The 21,231-nt window shown below is 67.3% G+C and carries 10 protein-coding genes and 1 pseudogene; 5 read left to right on the forward strand and 6 right to left on the reverse strand.

The annotated features are described in order from the left end of the window. Positions 1-492: 492 nt before the first annotated feature. Together Asi02nite_RS37715 and Asi02nite_RS37720 are read right to left on the reverse strand one after the other, a co-directional pair. Positions 493-723, reverse strand: coding sequence for a hypothetical protein (locus tag Asi02nite_RS37715; protein WP_203718844.1), 231 nt, complete (start codon positions 721-723; stop codon positions 493-495). 58 nt (positions 724-781) lie between these two features. Continuing rightward, the gene (locus Asi02nite_RS37720) at positions 782-1,822 is read right to left on the reverse strand and encodes an NAD-dependent epimerase/dehydratase family protein (RefSeq protein ID WP_239127579.1); all 1,041 of its coding nucleotides are present in this window, start codon (positions 1,820-1,822) and stop codon (positions 782-784) included. 1,093 nt (positions 1,823-2,915) lie between these two features. On the opposite strand from Asi02nite_RS37720, the gene Asi02nite_RS37725 reads away from it, so the two are divergent. Continuing rightward, on the forward strand, positions 2,916-3,359 hold the full coding sequence (locus Asi02nite_RS37725) for a hypothetical protein (RefSeq protein ID WP_203718846.1): 444 nt from the start codon (positions 2,916-2,918) through the stop codon (positions 3,357-3,359). 292 nt (positions 3,360-3,651) lie between these two features. On the opposite strand, the gene Asi02nite_RS37730 is transcribed toward Asi02nite_RS37725, so the two are convergent. Further along, a complete protein-coding gene (locus Asi02nite_RS37730) occupies positions 3,652-4,137 on the reverse strand; it encodes a hypothetical protein (RefSeq protein ID WP_203718847.1) in 486 nt (161 codons plus the stop codon). Next, positions 4,134-4,691: a CDP-alcohol phosphatidyltransferase family protein gene (locus Asi02nite_RS37735; protein ID WP_239127581.1), complete on the reverse strand. Its 558-nt coding sequence runs from the start codon at positions 4,689-4,691 to the stop codon at positions 4,134-4,136. Before Asi02nite_RS37735 ends, Asi02nite_RS37730 begins: the two co-directional genes overlap by 4 nt. Before the next feature lie 476 nt (positions 4,692-5,167). On the opposite strand from Asi02nite_RS37735, the gene Asi02nite_RS37740 reads away from it, so the two are divergent. Then, the gene (locus tag Asi02nite_RS37740) at positions 5,168-5,347 is read left to right on the forward strand and encodes a hypothetical protein (protein WP_203718849.1); all 180 of its coding nucleotides are present in this window, start codon (positions 5,168-5,170) and stop codon (positions 5,345-5,347) included. Between the two features lie 386 nt (positions 5,348-5,733). On the opposite strand, the gene Asi02nite_RS37745 is transcribed toward Asi02nite_RS37740, so the two are convergent. Continuing rightward, positions 5,734-7,836, reverse strand: a complete 2,103-nt coding sequence (locus Asi02nite_RS37745) for a hypothetical protein (RefSeq protein WP_203718850.1) — start codon at positions 7,834-7,836, stop codon at positions 5,734-5,736. Between the two features lie 260 nt (positions 7,837-8,096). Between Asi02nite_RS37745 and Asi02nite_RS37750 the strand changes: the two genes are divergently transcribed. From Asi02nite_RS37750 to Asi02nite_RS37760, 3 genes are all read left to right on the forward strand, one after another. Next, entirely contained in the window at positions 8,097-9,281 is a 1,185-nt protein-coding gene (locus Asi02nite_RS37750) for an amidohydrolase family protein (RefSeq protein ID WP_203718851.1), read from the forward strand. A gap of 507 nt (positions 9,282-9,788) precedes the next feature. Further along, the gene (locus tag Asi02nite_RS37755) at positions 9,789-13,853 is read left to right on the forward strand and encodes a LamG-like jellyroll fold domain-containing protein (protein WP_203718852.1); all 4,065 of its coding nucleotides are present in this window, start codon (positions 9,789-9,791) and stop codon (positions 13,851-13,853) included. 1,631 nt (positions 13,854-15,484) lie between these two features. Continuing rightward, positions 15,485-20,029: an RHS repeat domain-containing protein gene (locus tag Asi02nite_RS37760; protein WP_203718853.1), complete on the forward strand. Its 4,545-nt coding sequence runs from the start codon at positions 15,485-15,487 to the stop codon at positions 20,027-20,029. Positions 20,030-20,598: 569 nt separating this feature from the next. On the opposite strand, the pseudogene Asi02nite_RS42885 reads toward Asi02nite_RS37760, so the two are convergent. Further along, positions 20,599-20,964, reverse strand: a pseudogene (locus Asi02nite_RS42885) (transposase); the annotation flags it as partial. Positions 20,965-21,231: the final 267 nt, after the last annotated feature.

The following is a 21,231-nucleotide window of genomic DNA, read 5'->3' on the forward strand; positions in this document are numbered from 1 at the left end:
TCACAGCCTTTGATTGTGAAGAGACCATGCACCCATTCCAAGGATCTCTGACCTCGCTTGGGCTCGCACGTGCCGACCTGTGTGCCTGATGGGGCCGCTCGCAACGGTACGCGGGTGAGTCGGTTCGCGTTCCATCGGTGTCCGCCTGGCGCTGTGGCTCCAGCGAAGACGGGTAAACGGCGCGACAGATGCGGCCGGGGCGGTGCAAGGCCGACACCGATAGCCCGCGGCCGACGACGATCACAGCCGACAGGATCGTCCGCAAAGCGGAACGTCAGCGTGCTTGCTGCTGGCGGCTTCCAGCGGTTTGACCCGCGAAATGGTCTCCCTCGTCGAACGTCCATGTCGTGAACTTCCCGGCCAGGTATGGACGATGACTGTCCCAGTTGGCTGGCCCGAGCAACCGTGGCATTGAGATTGCAGCCCGTCGAGCAGCGATTGTTGGTGACAGCCCCAAGCAGACCCAGCCAGGGGGAACGCCCAAGTCGCCGGTCAACATCCCACGGGCCGATCGCCGTACCAGGCGAACGGCGCAGTGGAATCTTCGAACAGCACCCAGCCCAGCAACGCCCGGTACCCACGAGCGCGGAACTCGACGGACGCAGTACACATCGGCATCCCCAGGTCCTGCGCGGACTTGCCGACACTCGACGGGTCACGGTCGGCGGCCACCTCGAGGAGTACACGACCATTCTCGCCGTCGAACCTGAAGAGAATCTCCACTACCCCGCTCTCCATTGTTTCCCATCTATGTCCGCCGACGCTCGGAAGCTCATTACCGTCAGCGGCTTACCCTAGGCTTCCGGAGCCACTCGTCCTCTCCGGCGTAGTTGAACCAGCTCGACGCTGTTTCTGGATCGATTCCCGGCGGTGTCCAGGCGGCATCGACTGCGACATTGTCCACGAGCCAGTCGATTTCATCGGCTACTGTGTCAGCGTAATTGCCGACCGGGCGATAGCCCAGCGCTTGTGCCGCCGTGGTGTCCAGAACGATCGGCGGGCTGTGATGCCATGGGTGCCAACCGAGGTCATGCGGCGCGTCTTCGTCAAGGAGGATCTCGTGCCAGATGTGCCCCATCTGCGCGGCGACCACACGGGAAATGGTCAGACCGTTAGGAACGTCCGGGTCGGCGGCATTGAGGATGCGACATCCCGGGCGTTCTGCTACCACCTCGACGAGTGCGGCGATGTTTGCGGCTGCGGATGGGTGGTCGCCGCCCTCGCCCCGGCCAGCGAGCAGCACCGAACGTCGGCGGTCTAGAGCTCGCTTAACGAAGAACCATTCGCGAGGTGGGTTCGCTCTCCGGCCGTGAACCTTGGAGGGGCGAAGTACCGTAACCGGGAGACCGCTGTCGAGTAGAACCTGCTCGGCGGCGACCTTGTTCGCGCCGTAGCCCTCCGGTGTGGCGTATGGCATGTCGCCCGGTTTCATAGTCGGCTGCTGCTCCGTCACCGGCTTCTTGAAACGGGGCGATGAAGCGGAGTTGATATGGTTTCCGGCGTCATCGATGTAGACCGCCTTGCTAGAGATCATCACCGCCGATCGCACACTCGACAACTGTGGCAGAAGCACACGCGCTTGAGCGGCGGTGAAGCAGACACAGTCGACGAGCAGGTCACGACCAGTTCCTACTGCAACAGCTAACCCGGCCGGATCGTCCCGGTCCAACAGGACCAGCTCGGCCCCGGCAGCCGTCAGTTCCGTGGGCATACGACGCGGGTCACGACCGCTGACGCTGACATTCCACCCCGCTGAGAGCAGCCGGAGTGCCACCGCTCGACCGATCAATCCCGTACCACCGATGACTAGTGCAGAACGCATTGCTCGAGCCTTCCACTCGGTGCGGCCGTTCGGGTACGGCCGTCTCCCTGCCACCGACAGGGTTCCGCCGGGCCCGCCGATCCCCCAATCTTGCGCCAAAGGACGCAAGGTTGAAGGAGTCACAAACCGCGGCCCTCCTAGACCGGCTCCCGACCGCGTTGTCGGTTAGCGCCGACCGCCAACTGTTGCTCGGCCCGCGTCCAGTACCACCGTGGTTTGCGAATATTTCGTAGGGAAACGTGGCCGACGTGCTTGTAGGGTCGAGGGTTGCCGGCCACGTCTGGCCTCCTGGGCCGTACTCGACAAGACAGTAAGGGTCGCGGTCGCTAGCAACGGCAATGCTTCTGACGGTTAGTACTTCTCGTAGAGGCGTCCGATTGCCGATCGCCTTTACAGCGTCATGGCGCGATTGCTGAAGCGGAGGCCGACGGGTGGTGCTAATGCCACACGGCTACGAGGCCTGCACCGAGGTCACGGCCGCTCGGCTGCTCAATGTGCCGAATGCAGTCGGATTCGGGCGGCCCTCGCCGGCGACGTCCACCAGCGCCGCTTGGGCCGTTTCTGAGGCCCGTTACGAGCGTGTGCACGGTCTCGGAAGCGGTGCAGAACTGGTGGACGTGTTTCCGATCGGTTCAGTGCTCCGCGAGTAGTTCACTCACCGTGACAAACTCATAGCCGCGGCACGGAGCCCTTTGATCATCCCTGGTAGTCCTCGGATAGCGCCTTTCGCAGCGCTCGAGGCCCTTCCTTGTTACGCGCGTGTTCGCGGCCCCGAGTCCGGCCACGAATGAAAGTCGAATCAAATCACGTCACCCGGTCCTTGCTGAAGAGGGGCGACTGTGAAATTCTCTATTCGCGCATCTCCGGCTGCGGCGCGCACCGACATGCAGCGTCGCTGCGCCATGCGCCTCATTGATGTTCCGTCCGGCCGCTCATCGGATGTTCCTCCGCCGCCAGACGATCGCCGACGACGACTTCAATTTAACTTCGTGAGGGTCGCGCTAGCAGGAATCGCGCGAAGAATGACTGCCGAGGGCCTGTGGGCCTGCGCTGCTGGGGTTGCGCAACCACGGGCCAAGGGGAGGTGGACTGAGTGGATCCAAACATCGGAAACACCGATCAGTGGAGGCCGCTGTACATCAGTGCGGTCATCGGAGGATCGACCGTAGAGAACCGCGGAATACGCGCCGGGCTCGGCCAGCTGGCACGAGTGGTGGGCGGTGTCCCGTGGACGCCGGCGGACGACGAAGCGGCCGTGGATCTGGAGCTTCACGTGGCGGGCAACCTGCTCAAGCCGGACCATGTTGGGATGCGGACCGGCCGCTGGGCGCGGTCCAGCCGAGTGTTCGTGGTGCAGTACGCGGTACCGGCCGAGCTCGAGGGCAGGTCCGGGGAGGAGGTCCTCGACCATCTGGGTCGTCTTCTGCCCGAGGCGGTGGCCGCGGCGGAGGAAGGGCTCGTCAAGAAGCGGAACAGACTGCCTGTGCGGCAGGCGCGTGCAATAGCGGGCACCGTGTTCGCGATGTTTGAAGGATGAAGTCCGACTCGCACCTGCGGAGCATAACTATCGCGCCCCGTCTGACTCGTTGCGCTGATCCCACCGCGTCAGCAGACCCGTTCACCAAAGTGGGCGACATATCAACCGACGTTAGGTGAAGACACCTCGCGGACCGAGGGCGGATGGACTGCCTACAGAGCGGGGTACGGCGACCGGAGGACTTCCAGCTTCGTTAGGTTAACGAGGCAATGCGGAAGTCAGGTGACATTGGATTCCTAGCCCCGAGCTTTACGCGAGAAGTTCAACGTCCTTGTCGCCTGTATTGCACCAGTCAGCTCATGAACGCCTCGGGCGCGTACGCGATAGCGATGAGTCGGATTGCTCGGCCGAGCAGGCAGACACCGGAGAACAGCCCCATACCCATGCGGGTGCGGGCGGCCCAGACGCTCACGACGAGCAGCGGCGGCACGCCGACGGCAGCGCTGAGCAGCACGATGGGTCCCTGCGTCACCGGGTGGTCGAGCAGTGTGAGCAGCCGCGACCCGCCCTGCTTGATCTTGCTCGCGGCGGCGGTGCCAGGCTTGGTCTGTGCGCGCTTCGTGACCCAGTTTCGCAAAGCTGCTGTTCGGATCAGGCCGCGTGCGCCAAGGAAGATCAAAATCTTGCCAGCGGTTTGCCCAACGGCGGCAGCGACGCCAACTGGCACCGGGTGCTCCGAGGTTGTCGCAATCAAACCGACGACGTAGGGCTCGATGGGGACGACGGGGACAAACGCAGATATGAACCCGACGAGCACCGTGGCCGCAAGCGTGATCATGCGAAGTGCGGTCCGGCTTCTCTAAGGCGGCTCACGGTAACCAAGGAAATGACTTTCACCGCGGTGACGGCGAGCGCGAGAGCAAGCGGGTAAAGCGGCGACGGCGCGAGGAGGACGAGAACTACCAGGGCAGAGGTGTTGACTGCCTTGGCGGGCGGGGACCAGTTCCACAGGTAGACCGCGCGATGGACAACATAGAAGTAGTTGGGGCTCACGATTGGCCAACGCAAAAACGACAAGCTGAGTTGGCAGTCCAAGACCATGAACTGAAGAAGGAACAGAGCCAGCGGGAAAGCCATGTCGGGACGCAGCACGATCACGACCGCAACGCACAACGAGCAACACGCGCGATCGGAAAGAATGTCCAACACGGCGCCGAACCGCGTTTCCTGCCGGAGGATTCGAGCGGCCAGGCCATCGAGCATGTCGCCGATCCAATAGATCGCGAATGCCGCGGCTACGAGCGGGACACTTCGATGCACCAGCGCCGCGGCCGCGAGCGATACGGCGGCGATCGTCCGGACCGCCGTCACGAGGTTGGGAATCGTATAGATTTCCGACCCGAAGGAGGCCGAATGCGGCTGAGTCCCTGTTGGATCAGCCGGTTCTACATCTCCGATGTGGAGGGGGCGGTGCGTTTCATCTCGTGGTTCTGATTGAGTGGGCTTACGAGGAGCGGCGGACATCAGGCCCTCCGGTCACGGCCATGCCAGCTGTCGCGCGTCCGGCTAAGGACTCACGACGATGCGTGCGTGAAACGCAAGCAAGGCACGGAGACCTGCGTGAGCACATGCTGGGCGGCGTTGAAATGAAAACGAACACGACAGCAACTATTCATTCAGTGAATAGCTGTGTCAAGCATCTGTCGATGCCTATTTCGGTCTCACTTCAAATGCGGCTCGGGCCGCCGACGCGATAGTGTTGACGACCCCCCATGTGCTCCTGGGGTTGCTCGCCGTCGGCCGTATGCACGGCTGCGAGACCAAGCGGTCTCACGGTCAGCGGCTTCCTCAGGCCAAGCCGGTCGCACTTGATCAGGCTGTGCGACGCGCGGCTCGACGACTGGCTCGGCAAAGTCGAGCCGCCGGCGCCCTACGTGACCAGCGTGCTGTTCGCCAAGGTCGAGGTCGCCGGGCTGATCGGCGCGGTCGGCGAAGGCATCGTCGCGCGGCGTGCGACGATGCCGTGCTGGTGGCCTCCGGCGTGCTAGCGCGTTCAATCCTTTAGCAGGCGCTGGTCCCATCATTCCGGCAGTACTTATCGCCCTTGCCGTCTGAACTCGACCGGGCTGTTTCTACTCAGCACCACGGTGGAGGAACCGCGCAGCGAGCCCCTGCCCCTTGCCAGCACGAAAGCGGATAGCGCCAAGGATCAGGCATCGCCTGCTCGAGGCGCCGACCGCGCGGTAATCGCACCGCCCTCGTTCGGCGGCCAGCAGGCCGGCCAGGAACCCGACGCCGCCTCGCACATCAGCAGCACTCCGGGCCGTGACCGGGCCACAGAGCCGGTATTGTCCGCCGCGGCAGGGCGGCCGCAACCACGTTCCGCGACGCAGACCGCGCGGTATGCGCGCGACTTAAACGATGATGGGCCCGATTACACAGGGTCGTTGCTGGTGCGCCACGCGTTCTGGGCGACGATCCACTTGGTCAGGTAGGCCTCGGCCGCTGTCACCGCGACGAGTTCCTCGCGGCCGGCGTAGGTGTCCTCGGTCGCAGTCTGGTAGGTCCGACCGTCCGTTGACCGTGCCTGTTGGTTCAGAACCCCTTGGCCGTGCAGACGCTGCCAGTAGAGCCCCTTCTGGCTGGCGAGCCGGTCGAAGCCGAAGGCCTGCGCCTGCACGTCCAGCAACGTCGGTTGGATGTATCGGTCGGTGCCCCAGTCGTTGCCTTGCGGGTAGTAGAGCCGCGGCGAATCGTCGACATAGCAGGTTCCACCGGGCTGGAGCACCATGCCGCGCGGCGGGTACGTCGTCCCGGGCACCCACACCTTGTCGACAAGCGCGTCGTAGATGGTCTCGGCGCCCCAGAACGCCGCACGGGGAGTTGCCTGGCCGGCCATCGACGAGGTGAGCGCAGCGTGCGCGTTCTGCGCCACCGTGGTCGAGTAGTCGGGGTGGGCGAAGCCGTGATTGATCAGGACGCCGTCCTCGTTGGCGTTCGATCCCTTCAACCAATCGCTGACCGCGCGACCGTTGACCACCGTCGAGTTACCCACGTCGGACGGCCGGGAGAAGGCCGAGATCATCAGCTCGACGTTCTTGCTGTTCCACGTCCGAGCGTTCGGGTGGTTGGGCATCATGGCCACGGCCACTTGCAGCACCATGGCGTTCCACGCGTTCTCCTCCGCTTTGGTGTCGCCCGGAGAAACGATGGCGCCTGAGCGGTCGCGGTAGTACGGCACGCTGTAGCCAATGAAACGGTTCGCCTCGGCGGCGACCATGCGCGCCACGTTCTCGCGATCGGCAGCCGGCAGGTCCTCCCACAGCAGCCACGCGGCGAAGCCGGCCCTAGCGGTCCACAAAGCACTCTGCCAGTGCGAGCCCCAGCCGCTCACCGCGTTGACCTGGTGCCTGGCGGCGAGGGAGACCGCCAGCCGTACGGCCCGTTGCCGTGCCTCGGCTGCCGAAACCCCGGCATGACTGGCGTTGTACGCACCGGTGCGGAGGCTGACGGCCAAGGCGAACGCCTGGTTGGCCGGGCCACGGATGTTGAGCTCGCCGGTACCGTTGAACGTCAGGTACGGCGTCGTCTGTGCGGCAAAACCCGCGCTGCTCCACCAGGTCCGCCCCGCGTACCGGTTGGCGTTGCGCAGGATGTTCGCGATCAGTTGTGCGTCGCTGTCCGCCGGCGCCGGATGGGGAAACCGTCCCCAGACGATCGGAGTGACCGCGGGTGCCGGTGGGATCGGCCCCAGCACCCTGGGCGGTCCGTAAACCGGATACGCCCTGCCGTCGCCGTACGGGAACGACAGGTGGTGGGTTCCCCCGAGCACGTCATGTCGCAGAAACCAGGTGTGGTCACGGACCACGCCGACGCCGACGCGCCCGTCACCGTCCCAGTCGCCGACGACCGGTATGTCGCCTGCCCGGCCGTACCGGAAGGTGGCCTCTGCGTCGCCGGCGGTCGTGCTGTTGCGCAAGAACCAGTCGCCTGCCCGGAAGACGCCGGGTGTGTCGGTGCCGTCCCCGTTCCAATCGCCGGTGACGGGCAGGTCCCCGACGGTTCCGTAGCCGAACTGCCGCTCCGGTCCGGCCGTCACGGTCTCCCGCAGGTACCACAAGCGGCCCCGCACCACGCCGATGCCGACCCGGCCGTCGCCGTCCCAATCCCCGACGACCGGTACGTCGCCGGCTCGGCCGTAGCTGACCTCGACATCCGCGTTGCCAGCGCTGAGGCTGTTTCGAAGGAGCCACCTGCCCGCGCGGAACACTCCGGGGGTCTTGCTGCCGTTGTTGTCCCAGTCGCCCCATACCGCGACATCGGTGTCCAGCCCGTATACGAACCGAACCGGGGGCGGACCGCCGTCGTCCTGGCGTCCGACCTGCCACTCGAGGCGGGTGTTCGAAGGTCGCACCGTCGCCGCCCGGTCAGGGTGGCCAGCCTCGGCCAGAGCTCGCGGAGCGAGGGCAAGCGTGCTTGCTCCACTCAGAATGCCGAGCGCCGCCAAGGCCGCGATGTGACGCGCCGATGCTTTCATGCGAATGTCGCCCGCCTAGTCCGCCGTTGCCTCACGCGGCAACGGCGCGCCGCCGGCCCAGTCCGAGCACGGGACGCGCCGTGACACAAGCTGCCGGATGAGCTGTCATCAGATCGACGGCCAGCTTGCCCACCGCCGCTTTAATTTCGCTTTCAGGTCTCCACAGGCGGGCACATTTGGTGGCAGCGAACCGAGGTTCGTTCCGCTGTGCCATAGGCTGGTCTCACCGGTCGCGCTGACGTGGCGGCCTGGGGAGGCGCATGATTACCGCGATTGTCAACGGACGCGTGTTCGATGGAATACACGTGGTAGACGGGCGCACAGTAGTGGTCGATGGGGCCCGAATCGCTGATCTGCCGAAAGCCGCTCCCGCGGGTACGCATCGCGTCGATGCCGCCGGCGGGACGGTTCTTCCGGGCCTCATCGACGCACACGTCCATACGGACCTCGCCGGACTTCGCCAGGCACTGCGGTTCGGCGTGACGACGCAACTCGACATGAACGGCCGGTGGACGGCCGAGCAGCGCGCCGAGATCGATGTTGACGACGATGTCGCTGACCTTCGCTGCGCCGGCTTCGCCGTGACAGCGCCGGGGGGCCACCCGGCCGAGCTCTTCGATGCGGGCAGCACATCGGCGGCACCTCCTGGTCTGGGCGTGACCAGTACGCCCGAGGCCGCTCGACTCGTAGCCGGGTTGGTGGCCGGAGGCGCCGACTACGTCAAGGTCATGATCGAGGACGGTGCCCTGCTCGGACGCCCGGGTCTGTCGGTTCTGGCCGACGACGTCCTTCGCGCGGCGGTACGAGCGGCACACGCGCACGGACGGTTGACCGTTGCGCACGCCCTGACGGAGCAAACCGCCCGGCGCGCACTCGATGCGGGCGTCGACGGACTGGCCCATGTCTTCATCGATCGACGAGTTGACCACACCGTGCTGGCCTCGATGCTGGATTCGAAGGCCTTCGCGATCAGCACTCTCGCCGCCGCACGGTCGATCGTCGGGTTGACCGCCCGCGGGTTCGCCGCCGACGACAGAGTGACGGCGAGGCTGCCGCGCCGCGCTATCAGCGCGCTGGGTCAGAGCATCAACACATTTCCGGGCGGAAACGCGGCCGACGCGCTGGAAAACGTCGGCACTCTTCATCGTGCGGGCATCGACGTGCTGGCCGGGACCGACGCCTCAGGAGTGCTGCTGAGCGGTCTCGCCAATGGCGCGAGCCTGCACCACGAACTTCAGTTGCTCGTCGACGCCGGGTTGAGCCCGACAGCCGCGCTGCGCGCGGCGACCGCCGTGCCCGCGCGCAGGTTCGGCCTGACCGATCGTGGTCGGATAGCTCCGGGTCTGCGGGCTGACCTGGTACTCGTTGACGGTGACCCCACAACGGATATCACCGACACACTGTCGCTCAGGCACGTGTGGCGATGTGGGGCGCTCCTGCGTTGACGCCTGCTCGAGCGCAGCTCGCGTCCGGCCGTCACCACGATCGTTCGTGGTCGTCGCGATGCTTATCGACGGCCGCCCAATAGGAGGCCCCACGAGACAGCGGGCTACCTCTGGCGGCGCGACCCATCGGGTTGACCGGAACAAGCCCCACGTCGACTGTGGATTTCCGGCGAACCGCGGCTGAGCCGGCCGACCGGTCCGGCCGCCGCACGTTCAACTCGTCGCCTGGCATCAGCTCGTCCACCTCACCACCGCGCGCGACCGCGAGTGGACGAACCCGAACTCGTTGGCCGGCGCACGCCGAGCATCACCCATGACGCCTTCATGTTCCATTCATCGCGGTCAGGATGGTCGCGCGGTGAAAGGGATCTGTAGGCGTCGTCGTCTAGCCTGCGACCGCAGTCGTCCGGCTATCCAGCGGCTACCGGCGCGCGGCCGTATCGACCCGATTGAGGAGGAGTCATGCGACCGCCCAGGAGCCTGTCAGCGTTCATAGTTGGATTGACGATGATCGCCGTGCCGGTCCCGGTCGGCGCCGCCACCCCCGCGGAGCCGGCGCCCCCTCCAGTTGCCGGGCCGGCCGGGTCGGTGGCGAGTGCGGCGGCCCAGGCCCTGGCCACCGGGCGCAGGGTCGAGGTGACCTCGGAGCGCGGCGAGGCGAGCACGGTGTACGCCAACCCGGACGGCTCGCTCACGACAGACTTCACCGTGGCGCCCACCCGCGTGCGCCGCGGCGACGGCTGGGTGGGACTCGACACGGCGCTGCGTCGCGAGTCCACCGGCGCGGTGGTGCCGTCGGCGACCACAGTGCCGCTGCGGTTCTCCGGCGGGGGCAACGAACCACTCGTGCGGATCGGTTCGGCGGGGGCGCGGGTGGAGCTGCGCTGGCCGGCGACACTTCCCGCACCGGAGCTGGCCGGCGACACGGCCACGTACCGGGAGATCATGCCCGGGGTTGACCTTCGCCTGCAGGTGAAGGAAAGCGGCGGCTTCGGCAAGGTGTTCGTCGTCAAGAGCCGCGAGGCGGCCACCAATCCGGCGTTGGCCCGCTTGCGCCTGCCGCTCGCTGTCACTGGTCTGACCCCTCGCGTCGAGGCGGGCATCGTCGGTTTCTACAACGGCGCTGGCGAGCGGGTGTTCGCCACCGGAGCGCCGATGATGTGGGACGCCGCACAGCGCACGGGCCTTGCTCGCATGAAGTTGGTGGACGAGGCACTGGTCGTCGAACCGGACCTGGCTTTCCTCACTGGCCCATCCACCCGCTACCCGGTACTCATCGATCCGGACGTCGCTCCGACGCGGAACTCCTGGCTGATGGTCTTGAGCGGCCATCCCGACCAGGCCTATCCCAACGGGAGCGGCGACAACAGGGCAAAGGTCGGTCGCTGCTACGAAGACGGAACGTGCGCCGGGATCGGCGTCGCTCGCTCCTACTTCCAGTTCAATACCGGCGACCTGCGCGGCAAGGACATCATCAGGGCCTCGTTCCGCGCGGTGAACGACTGGGCGCCGTCGTGCACGGCCAAAGCCGTCGATGCCTTCGGCACCGACCACGTCAACGGCGGGACGACCTGGCGCACCCAGCCGTGGACCAACCAGAATCCGGGCCTGCACCTCGGCACCCGGACCGAGGCGTGGGGACGCCCAGGTTGCGACGCGCACACGATCGAATGGCCGGCGACCAGCATCGTCGCCTGGTCGGCAGGCAACAACCGGACCCTCACGACGATCGTGTTGAAGGCTCGCAACGAGGGCGACCAGCTTGCTTGGAAGAAGTTCGCCACCAAGCCGGTGCTCTCGGTGACCTACAACACGCGTCCGGCCCTGCCGTACAACGTGCGGGTGGAAGGCTTGGCTTGCACGGCGCCGCCCGGCGAGGCACAGGTCCACCCGATGCTGAGCAACAACCCGGACCGTCCGCGCGGGCCGCGGATGTCCGCCTATATCGCCGACGAAGACGGCGGAAACGTCGAAGCACAGTTCATCTGGTACGACCGCGACACCGGCCAGCAACTCGGCGCCACGAACGTCCATGATCCGAGCAGCCCGGTCCAAGCATCCGGCACCCGATTCGAGGTGGACGTCCCAGCGGCGCACGCCGCGCATGGCCGCAAGCTGTTCTTCCGGGCTCGAGGGTGGGACGGCGTCGCATGGGGACCGGTCGGTCCGGCCTGTCATGTCACCATCGACCGCACCGCCCCCGGTAGTCCGCAGGTCTCGTCAGCGACCTATCCGAAGTGTGACTTCCAGTCCACCTGCGACCCGGCCGGTGCCGTCGGGCGCGCCGGCACCTTCACCTTCGTCGGTGGCACGGATGTGGCGGGGTTCCGCTACGGCATGGACGACCAGACACCGCTCTACGTGGCCGCCAACTCCAGCGGCCAGGCGAGCCTTCTCATCACGCCGCCGAAGGACAACGTGAACGACCTCTTCGTCCGGAGCGTGGACCGCGCAGGCAACGTGAGCGGCCTGACTCTCTACCAGTTCGCGGTCGGCGCCGGTACGCCCCCGACGGGTCGCTGGCGGCTGGACGGGATCGCGGAGACCCGGGTTCCGGACGACGCGGCCGGTCGGCGCGATGGGACTGTCACGCTCGGGCCGGTCGCGTGGCGGACCGGGCGGCACGGCGACGCCCTGTGGTTCGACGGAGTGAGCGGCCACGTCAACACGACCAACGGTCCCGCTGTGCAGACCAGCCGATCGTTCTCGGTCTCGGCGTGGGTCAAGCTCGATCGGCTCGACACCGACTGGCGCACCGCGGTGAGTCAGGACGGCAGCCAGATCAGTGGCTTCTTCCTACAGTACAACGGCTCGAGCAAACGCTGGAACTTCACCATCCCCGCGGCCAATGAGACAGGCGCCGCACGGCGCGTCGCCGAGTCGGCGACGCCGGCGGTGCCTGGCCGGTGGACACACCTGGTCGGTGTTTACGACCTCGCCACCAAGACCGCGCGCCTTTACGTCGACGGCGCGGTCGGTACCACCGGAGTGGTCAGCCACCCGACGCCGTGGAGCGCCACGGGCACGCTGCAGATCGGCCGGGCGCGGCAGGCGAGCGGCCCGTTCAACTACTGGCCGGGCTCCGTGGACGACGTGCGGGTCTACGACCGGGTGCTGAGCGCAGTCGAGGTCACCGGCCTGGCCACGCTCCCCGCCAACGAGGAGGTGTTCCTGCCCTTCGACGAGGGCGCCGGGGCCAGCACACAGGATGTTTCCGGCAACTACCGGCCGGGTGCGGTGGGGACCGCCGTCACCTGGACCGAGGGCGTGGTCGGCAGTGGAGCTGTCCGGCTCGACGGCGGCACGGATACAGTGCGGGCCGCTGGACCGGTCGTGCGCACCGACAGTAGCTTCACGGTCAGCGCCCGGGTGCGGGTGCCAGCGGGGGCCGAGGGCGAAACCGGCACCGTGTTGTCCCAGGATGGCGGCCGCCGCAGCGGCTTCGTCCTGGGACACCGCGAAGGAAACTGGCGGTTCGAGGTTCCCGAGGCGGACAGCGACACCGCGCGGCCGGTCACCGCATCGAGCGGATCGCTGGTATCGCCGAACGAGTGGACGCACCTGACCGGTGTCTACGACGCGCCGGCGAAGATGCTGCGCCTCTTCGTCAACGGCCGACCCGCGGGATCGGCCAACCTACCGGGAACGTTCCAGGCATGGAACGCCGGCGGCGCTCTGAACGTCGGCCGCGGGCTGGAACGAGCCGCCCCGGCGGCACCCCTGCGAGGCGATGTCGACGACGTCCACGTGTGGACCGGCACCCGATCCGAGGACATGATCCTCGAGGATCACACGCGGCCGGTCACCGGTCGGCCGGGCGCCCACACCGGGCAGATCGCCCGGTTCAAGAACGTCGGCGGCTACCACGTGGTGACAACCGGACCGGTGCCCACCGGTTCGCATTTCGAAGGTTCCCTGGGCGTCCCGGCGCCGAACGACGCGGAGAACACGGTCACTATCCGTTCCTGCCGGAACGGCAGCCGCGACTACCTGCTCGCCTACGACTGCGGGAATGGCACGGACCTCGGCGCCATCGGCAAGCTCTACGCCGACCCGCCACCGGCGGATGTGGAGACGGTCCCGATCTACCGGTGTGCGATCCGCAACGGCGGCACCCATTTCGCCGCACACGACAGCGGGTGCGAGGGGCAGGTCATGGAGGAACTGCTCGGGCACGCCCGGGCGTATCGACACCTGGTACGCCACGCCGCCACCGGCTATCCGTACGACCACACCAGCGCCACCGCCAACGTGCCGTCGACCTATCGCGCCGAGGGAAATCTGGGTCTCCTCGCGACCTTCCAGCAGCCAGGGACCACGACGCTGTGGCGCTGCCAGAAGGACACCGACACGTTCAGCTCGGTCGAGCCCGGATGCGAAGGCGGGACGACGCTCGCCGTGGTTGGTCACGTCTGGTCAACCCCGCCGCCGGACCTGCCCAGCGGCGAACTCTTCCGCTGTCGAGCCAGCGCCACCGATCTGTTCGACTCGCGCGACCGTGGCTGTGAGGGACGAGCTTTCGACCGTTCCCTCGGCTACGTCGTCACGGCACTTCCTGAGGGGCAGGAGTGATGCGACCACTGACCCGGGCCGGCTTGGGCCGGCTGAGCGACGTACCCGTTTTCGTCCTTGCCGCTGTTCTGGCCGCGACGACCGGCGCGGTGCCGGCGCGCGCGACGTCGTCCGCGCCGGTGTCACCTGAAGTCCGCCCCATTCAGCGGATCGCACCGGTGCGGACCGAGAACTTCGTGCCGCCCCAGCGTGCGGTCGCGAAGGTCGAGCCCGCACCCGCGCCGGCGCGGGTGACTTGGCCGCAGGGCGGCACAGCGGAGGTACCGCTCGACGCCGGTGAGGCCGGGACCGTAAACCCGACCGCCCGCGCCGGTTCGCTTCCCGTCCGGGTCTCGCCGACCGCCGCCCGCACGGCCGGTGCACCCACGCGCGTCGCGGTCGCGGTCCGGGACCGTGCGGCGACGACCGCGGCCGGTGTCGACGGATTGCTGGTCGAGGTGCGCCGCACAGACGGCAGTTCCGGCAGTGGCACCGTGCGGCTGACGGTCGACTACTCCGGGTTCGCCGGTGCGTACGGCGGCGACTGGGCCTCGCGCCTGCGGATCGTCCCGTTCGGCCCCAAGCGGGCATCCGCCTCAATCTCCGCGGTTCACAACGACGCCGGAGCGCGGCAGGTCTCCGCCGACGTCTCGGTCACCTCGGGGGCAACCACGTTCGCCGTCGTCGCCGCCGCGCAAGGTACGGCCGGTGACTACCAGGCAACCTCGCTGGCGCCGAGCGGGACCTGGCAAGTCGATCCGCAGGGCGGCAGCTTCGCCTGGCAGTACCCGATGCGCACCCCGCCGGTGCCAGGCGGCCTTCAGCCGACCCTGGAAGCGTCGTACAACTCGTCGACCGTGGACGGGCGGACCGCCGGCACCAACAACCAGCCGTCCTGGATCGGGGAAGGCTGGGACCTGTGGCCCGGCTTCATCGAGCGCTCGTACAAGCCGTGCATGGACGACCGTGGCCCCGAGGCGAACAACACCAGGGATACCGGCGACCTCTGCTGGGAAACGGAGAACGCGACCCTGTCCATGGGCGATCGCTCCCAACGCCTCGTGCTGGTGGATGGCACCTGGGACCGCAACGGCACCTGGAAGCTGGAGACCGACGACGGCACGCGGGTCGAACACCTGATCGGGGCGGAGAACGGCGACGACAACAAGGAGTTCTGGAAGGTAACCACGACTGACGGCACGCAGTATTTCTTCGGCCGCAACCGGCTGCCGGGCTGGGCCCCGGACCGGAACCGAGACACCCGATCCGCGTGGACCGTGCCCGTGTACGGCAACGATTCCGGCGAGCCGTGCCGCGGCAGCACCTACGCCGCTTCCTCGTGCCTGCAGGCGTACCGATGGAACCTCGACTTCGTCGTGGACCGCAACGGCAACGCGATGAGCTACCACTACGACGTCGAGCACAACAACTACGGCGCTGACATGGGCACCGCCACCAGGTCGTACGTCCGCGGTGGCACCTTGAACCGGATCGAGTACGGCCTCCGCGCCGACAACGCCTACGCCGGGGCACCCGCGAAGGTGACGTTCGGCACCGCCGACCGCTGCGGGCAGTCCTGCACGACCCACGGCGCGAACTGGCCCGACGTGCCCTGGGAGGCCGAATGCGCCGGGACGGCCTGCTCGTTGCACGTGGCACCGACGTTCTGGTCGACGAAACGGCTGGCCAGCGTCACCACGCAGACGGCGATCGGGGAGGGCCGTTACCGGGACGTGGATCGATGGGACTTCACCGCGAGCTATCCGTCACCCGGCGACGGCACGAGCGCCGGTCTGTGGCTTAACGGCATCAAGCACAACGGACTCGTGGGCGAGGCGGTCCACGTGCCGACGGTCACGTTCGCCGGGACCATGAAGGCCAACCGGGTGGACACGACGAGCGACGACCACCCGCAGTTGAACAAGATGCGCCTCAATGCGATCACCACCGAGTCGGGTGCCACGACCACCGTCCACTACGCGGGCGTCAACTGTGCGCCCAACGCGTTGCCCACGGCGGCCGACCGCAACGTCAAGCGCTGCTTCCCCGTCCGTTGGACGATGCCGCCGCACACCACGGCTGTCAACGACTGGTTCCACAAGTACATCGTGTTGCAGGTCACAGAGGCCGACAATGTGGGCGGTTCGCCCACCATGGTCACCAACTACGAGTACGACTCGGCCGGCGGAGCCTGGGCCTATGACGACAATCCGCTCGTCAAGGCCGCGGAGCGAACCTGGTCGCAATGGCGCGGGTACAAGACGGTCGGCGTCCGCCGGGGAAATCCGCAGACGGACGCGGGAAAGCCGGAGTCGCGCACGGTCTACCGATATTTCCGCGGCATGCACGGTGACAGATACGCCGACGGCACCACCAACACCGAAAAGGTCACGGACTCGAACGGGGTGTCCATCAACGACCTGAAGCCGTTGGCCGGCTTCGTCCGGGAGGAGATCACCTACAACGGCGTGGGCGGGCCGGTGGTGACGGCGGCCGTAAACGAGCCGTGGGCCAAGCCCACCGCGAGCCACAGCGTCCTGAAGGCGCACCAGGTGGAAACCGTTCGCACCACGACCCGGACACCCCTGACTGCCGGCGGCACCCGGACCACCCAGGTGTCGACCGTCTATGACGAACACGGAAACCCCACCAGCGTCGACGATCGCGGCGACCTCGCGACAGGGTCCGACGACCAGTGCACGACGACGACGTACGCGAAGAACACCGATCTCATGTTGGTGACGCTGCCCAGCCGGACGAAGGTGGAAGGCGTCGCCTGTGGACAGACCGCTACCTATCCGGCCGACGCCATCGCCGACGAACTGGTTACCTATGACGGTCTGGCCCACGGCGCCGCACCGAATCGTGGCAACGCTACGCGGATCGAACGGGCGAAGACCAACAACGACAGCACGCCGGAGTACGTGGCGTCCAAGCGGACCACGTACGACTCGTTCGGCCGTCCGTTGACGGTCAGGGACGCGCTCGATCAGGTCACCGAGACGTCCTACACCCAGACGCACGGGCTCACCACCAAGGTGCAGACGAAGAACCCGGCGCAACACATCACCAGCGAGACCCGCGAACCCGCATGGGGGCTGCCGACGACACGAACGGATGCCAACGGCCGTGTCTCCACGTTGCGGTACGACGCCATCGGTCGGCTGACGCACGTCTGGAAACCCGGCCGTTCGACGGACCTCACACCCCATCTGCGATATGAGTACGGCATCCGCCAGTCCGGTGGGCCTAACTGGGTGCGGACCCTGTCTCTGGCCGCCGACGGATCCCAGGTGCCCTCGTACACTCTGCTCGACGGGTTCCTGCGGCAACGACAGACCCAGACGCCCAGCCCGGGGCCTGCCGGAGGCCGCATCATCGCCGACGTCGTCTACGACTCGCGCGGTCTCGTGAACGTGACCCGGCCGTCGTACCACAGCACCGGTTCCATCAGCACAACGCTCGTGCTGCCGGCCGCCGGCGCGGTTCCCGCCGCCACTGTGGAGCTTTATGACGGTGCTGAGCGGTCGGTTAACTCGATCTACACGGAGAAGAACGTCGAGCGGTGGCGCACCGTCACCTCGTACGGCGGGGATCGGAAGACGGTTGTCCCACCCGTGGGCGGCACGGCGACCACCACGCATGTCGACGCGCGAGGCCGGACCACCGCGCTGGTGCAGTGGCACGCTCGATCGGCGACAGGCACGTTCGACCAGACGCGCTACGCCTACACGAAGGCCGGCGACCTGAGCTCGATCACGGACCAGGCCGGAAACGTGTGGCGGTACGAGTACGACGCGCGACGCCGCAAGGTCATGGTCGACGATCCCGACACCGGCGTGTCCCGTACCACCTACGACGATGCTGACCGGCCGACCTCGACCGTCGACGCGCGTGGCAAGACAATCGCCACCACCTACGACAACCTCGGCCGGGTGTTGTCCACCCGCCTCGGCAGCCCGAGCGGGACGGTGCTCACCAGCCACACCTACGACCGCCCGGGCGGGCTCGGTCTGCCCGCCTCCAGCAGCCGGCGCCATGACGGCGCCGACTACGTCAAGGAAGTCATCGGGTACGACGCAGCTGGCCGACCAGTCGGCGAGCGGGTCGTCGTGCCCTCTGTCGCCGGCGAAGAGGCGCTGGCCAACACCTACGAGACCCGCCACAGCTACGCCCCGGACGGCAGCCCCGCGACGCGAACCCTGCCCGCACTGGCTGACCTGAACCAACCGGAAACTCTCGTATACGAGTACGGCAACCTCGGTCGTCTGGCCGCGGTCAGGGGCCACGCGTCGTACGTCGCGGCCATCACGTACAGCAGCCTCGGTGAACGGTCCGAAACGACCCACGATGCCGGTGGCAAACGGATCATGCGTCGGCACTACTACGAGGACGGCACCCGGCGGCTGCGAATGGTGCAGACGTCGCGACAGGCCTCGACGGCATTGCTCGTCCATCAGTTCCAGTGGTCCTACGATCCGACCGGTAACGTCACCCGCCTGCTCGACCAGACGGCGGGTTCGGCAATGGACACCCAGTGCTTCGCCTACGACTACCTGCGCCGGGTGAGTGCGGCGTGGACGGTCGCCACCGAAGCGTGCCCTGCCGCGCCGTCCGCATCGGCGATCGCGGGCCCCGCGCCGTACTGGCACCAGTACGGCTATGACGTCACAGGCAACCGCACCAGTCGCGTCGTCAAGGGGATCGCCGGTGCCCCAGATGTGACCACTCGCTACACGTACCCCGCCGCCGGTTCAGACCGGCCCCACGCGGTGACGTCCGCGACCACCGGGTCGTACAGCTACGACGCGGCCGGCAACACGCTGACCCGTCCCGGCCCTGGTGGTGCCGCCCAGGCGTTGCAGTGGACCGACGACGGACTTCTCGGCTCCGTCACCGCGGGCGGGCGGGCCACGAGCTACGTCTACGACGCGGACGGTGCGCAACTGCTGCGCCGCGATCCGGACTCGGTCACGCTGTTCGTCGGCGACGGTGAGATCCGGCTCGACCGCGCGACCGGCGCGACGAGCGGGCGTCGCTACTACGAGGGCATCGGCAGTAGAACGGCGCGGGGCCTGACCTGGACCCTGGCGGACCAGAACAACACCTCCCAAGTCGCGATCGACGCGGCCACGCTCGCGGCGACGCCCCGGCGGCTCGACCTTTTCGGCAACGCGCGTGGTTCCGCGGCCACCTGGCCCGGCGGCGACCGAGGATTCGTCGGCGGCACCGCCAACGCGCAGACTGGCCTCACCCGCCTGGGCGCGCGCGAATACGACCCCGGCCTCGGCCGGTTCATCTCCGCCGATCCGATCATCGACCCGATGGACCCACAACAGATCAACGGATACGCCTACGCCAACAACAGCCCGGCCACGATGACGGACCCGGACGGCCTTCGCTCGCGGCCGGGCGCCATCGGGTCCGGACTGGGCCTCGGTGGGGGAGCGGGCGGCATCGGTTCGGGCCTGGGCGGCGCGACGGGCGGCGCGGGTTCGGGCCTGGGTGGCAAGACCGGCGGTGCGGGTTCGGGCCTCGGCGGCGGTCGAGTCTCAGCCGCCGGATCGGGCCTTGGTGGACAGATCGCCGCGAAGGCCGCGCAGCGGAAGGAGGAGCAGCGCCGGGCGACGCAGGCCCGCCGGATGCACCAGGTGGGTACGCCGAACGCGGCGCGGAACGTCGGCGCCATCGGCTCCGGACTAAACAGCCGGGCCGGCGTCGGATTCGCTGGCAGTGGTCTCTTCTCGCCCGATGACACCTTGGACCTGGTGATGAACAGCCTGGCTCTCGGCGACGAGAACAGATTGCGCGGCATCCTCAAACTCAACATTCTCCTCATGGAGGATGCGGTACTGCTCATTTGGAATAACATAGGCACCATCTCCGGAGCCCTCTGGACTTGCGCGTTGGCCTTCGCTCCCTGCGCTGTGCCGGCTGCGATCTTCGGTGGCCTGTCTCTGATCAAAGACGGCTACGGCTGCATGGCCGACGGAAATGGAGGTGCCTGTGTCCAAGCGGCGTTGGGCATCGCGGCGCCAGCAGCAGGAGCGGCGAAATCTGTCGCTGGACTGGGCGCCGAACTGCTGATGAGCGGCGTCTCAATGGGGATGGCCCTCGATAGCGAGATCGTCAACTCACCCCCGGCGCAGAATCAGGGCAGTCTGGAAACCTGGCTGCCGTTCATCCTCGGCGGCTGACCCTGACATGACTGGACGCAGTCGCCGCGACTGCCATTGAATCTGGGGTCGGGCTCGTCTTCCTGCCAGGACGGCCCGACCCCTGGTCATTCGCGATCCGAGTCGACTTGGCCTGCGTGAGCTCGGTTGGCGGCGTGGCTGCTCGTACCATCGATAGGCACAGGCCACATCGGTGGCCCTCTACATAGGCGCCCCGCCCTGGTTCTTTGCGCGGGCAACTGTGTGGGCGTCAACAAGTGTTGCGATGCTTTCACCGAAACCCGCTTGCCGTACGCGGCTGGCTAGCGGCAGGGCTGGCTCCTCTGTGCCGGGCACAGCGACGCCGAGTCGCATGCTCACTCAGCCGGAGGGCGCCAGCACGGTCGAGAATTTCGGCCAACCATCGCGGGACCCCGTGCGACTGGTTGGCGCTCGCCGTTTGCGGGCCCCCGCTGCTTCCAGAACCCGGCTGCTGGCGGCTGCTTCGAAGGTTCGGGGGACTATCTCGCTGACGGTGTTTCCGCAGGGATCAGTAGGTCAGCGGCCGGCAATCGGTCGCCCGGTCGGGTCCAGTGACCGGGTTACGAGAAGGCATTGAGGCTCTCGATCGCGTTGGTCGAACAGAGCACCTCACGGATCTCCACGCTGTAGTCCAGGAACGGGATGAACGCGCTCCCCGCGTTGTCCCACAAACCGGACAGTTTGGGCCACACGTTCGTGACCACCTTGGGCAGCCCTTCAAGCCGTCGCAAAAGGCCCTAATCGCGGCGTAGAACGGCCGGTTCGCGACCTGACCTCGACCCCCGAGCCGAGAGCCGCCGCTGCCGCTTCCGGACGATCTGGGGGTCGAACGTGCCCGCCCGGTTCCGCGGCACGTCGATCTCCACATGCCCGGAAGAGTCGGTCAGCACCGTCTTGGCCCGCGTCTCGTTCCGGATGTTCAGTGTCGCGGTCATCACGCGTCCTTCCTCACTGGCGTCGCGCCAGGCAGATCAGGACGGAAACAGCCCCTGACTGTGCTTGCCGGCTGATCCGATGGTCTGGTCCGGGCGGTGGAAGACTGCTGACACCTGTCGCGCCGGCTTGAACGCGACCTCCCGGCCGCTGGCCCAACGAGGCCGGTTCAAGTCCAACGACGCCGACGCCCACTACAACGGCACCGCTCCGATGCTGGTCTGACCCTCGAACAAAGACTGGTCACCGGCTCAGCCGCACCGGTAACC

It is taken from the genome of Asanoa siamensis (assembly GCF_016862555.1).
In the GTDB taxonomy this organism is placed as follows: Bacteria; Actinomycetota; Actinomycetes; order Mycobacteriales; family Micromonosporaceae; genus Asanoa; species Asanoa siamensis.

Excerpts from the sequence above, each read along its gene's own strand:
- Asi02nite_RS37720 (WP_239127579.1), bottom strand. The coding sequence starts at position 1,822 with ATGCGTTCTGCACTAGTCATCGGTGGTACGGGATTGATCGGTCGAGCG.
- Asi02nite_RS37730 (WP_203718847.1), bottom strand. The coding sequence starts at position 4,137 with ATGATCACGCTTGCGGCCACGGTGCTCGTCGGGTTCATATCTGCGTTT.
- Asi02nite_RS37745 (WP_203718850.1), bottom strand. The coding sequence starts at position 7,836 with ATGAAAGCATCGGCGCGTCACATCGCGGCCTTGGCGGCGCTCGGCATT.
- Asi02nite_RS37750 (WP_203718851.1), top strand. The coding sequence starts at position 8,097 with ATGATTACCGCGATTGTCAACGGACGCGTGTTCGATGGAATACACGTG.
- Asi02nite_RS37755 (WP_203718852.1), top strand. The coding sequence starts at position 9,789 with ATGATCGCCGTGCCGGTCCCGGTCGGCGCCGCCACCCCCGCGGAGCCG.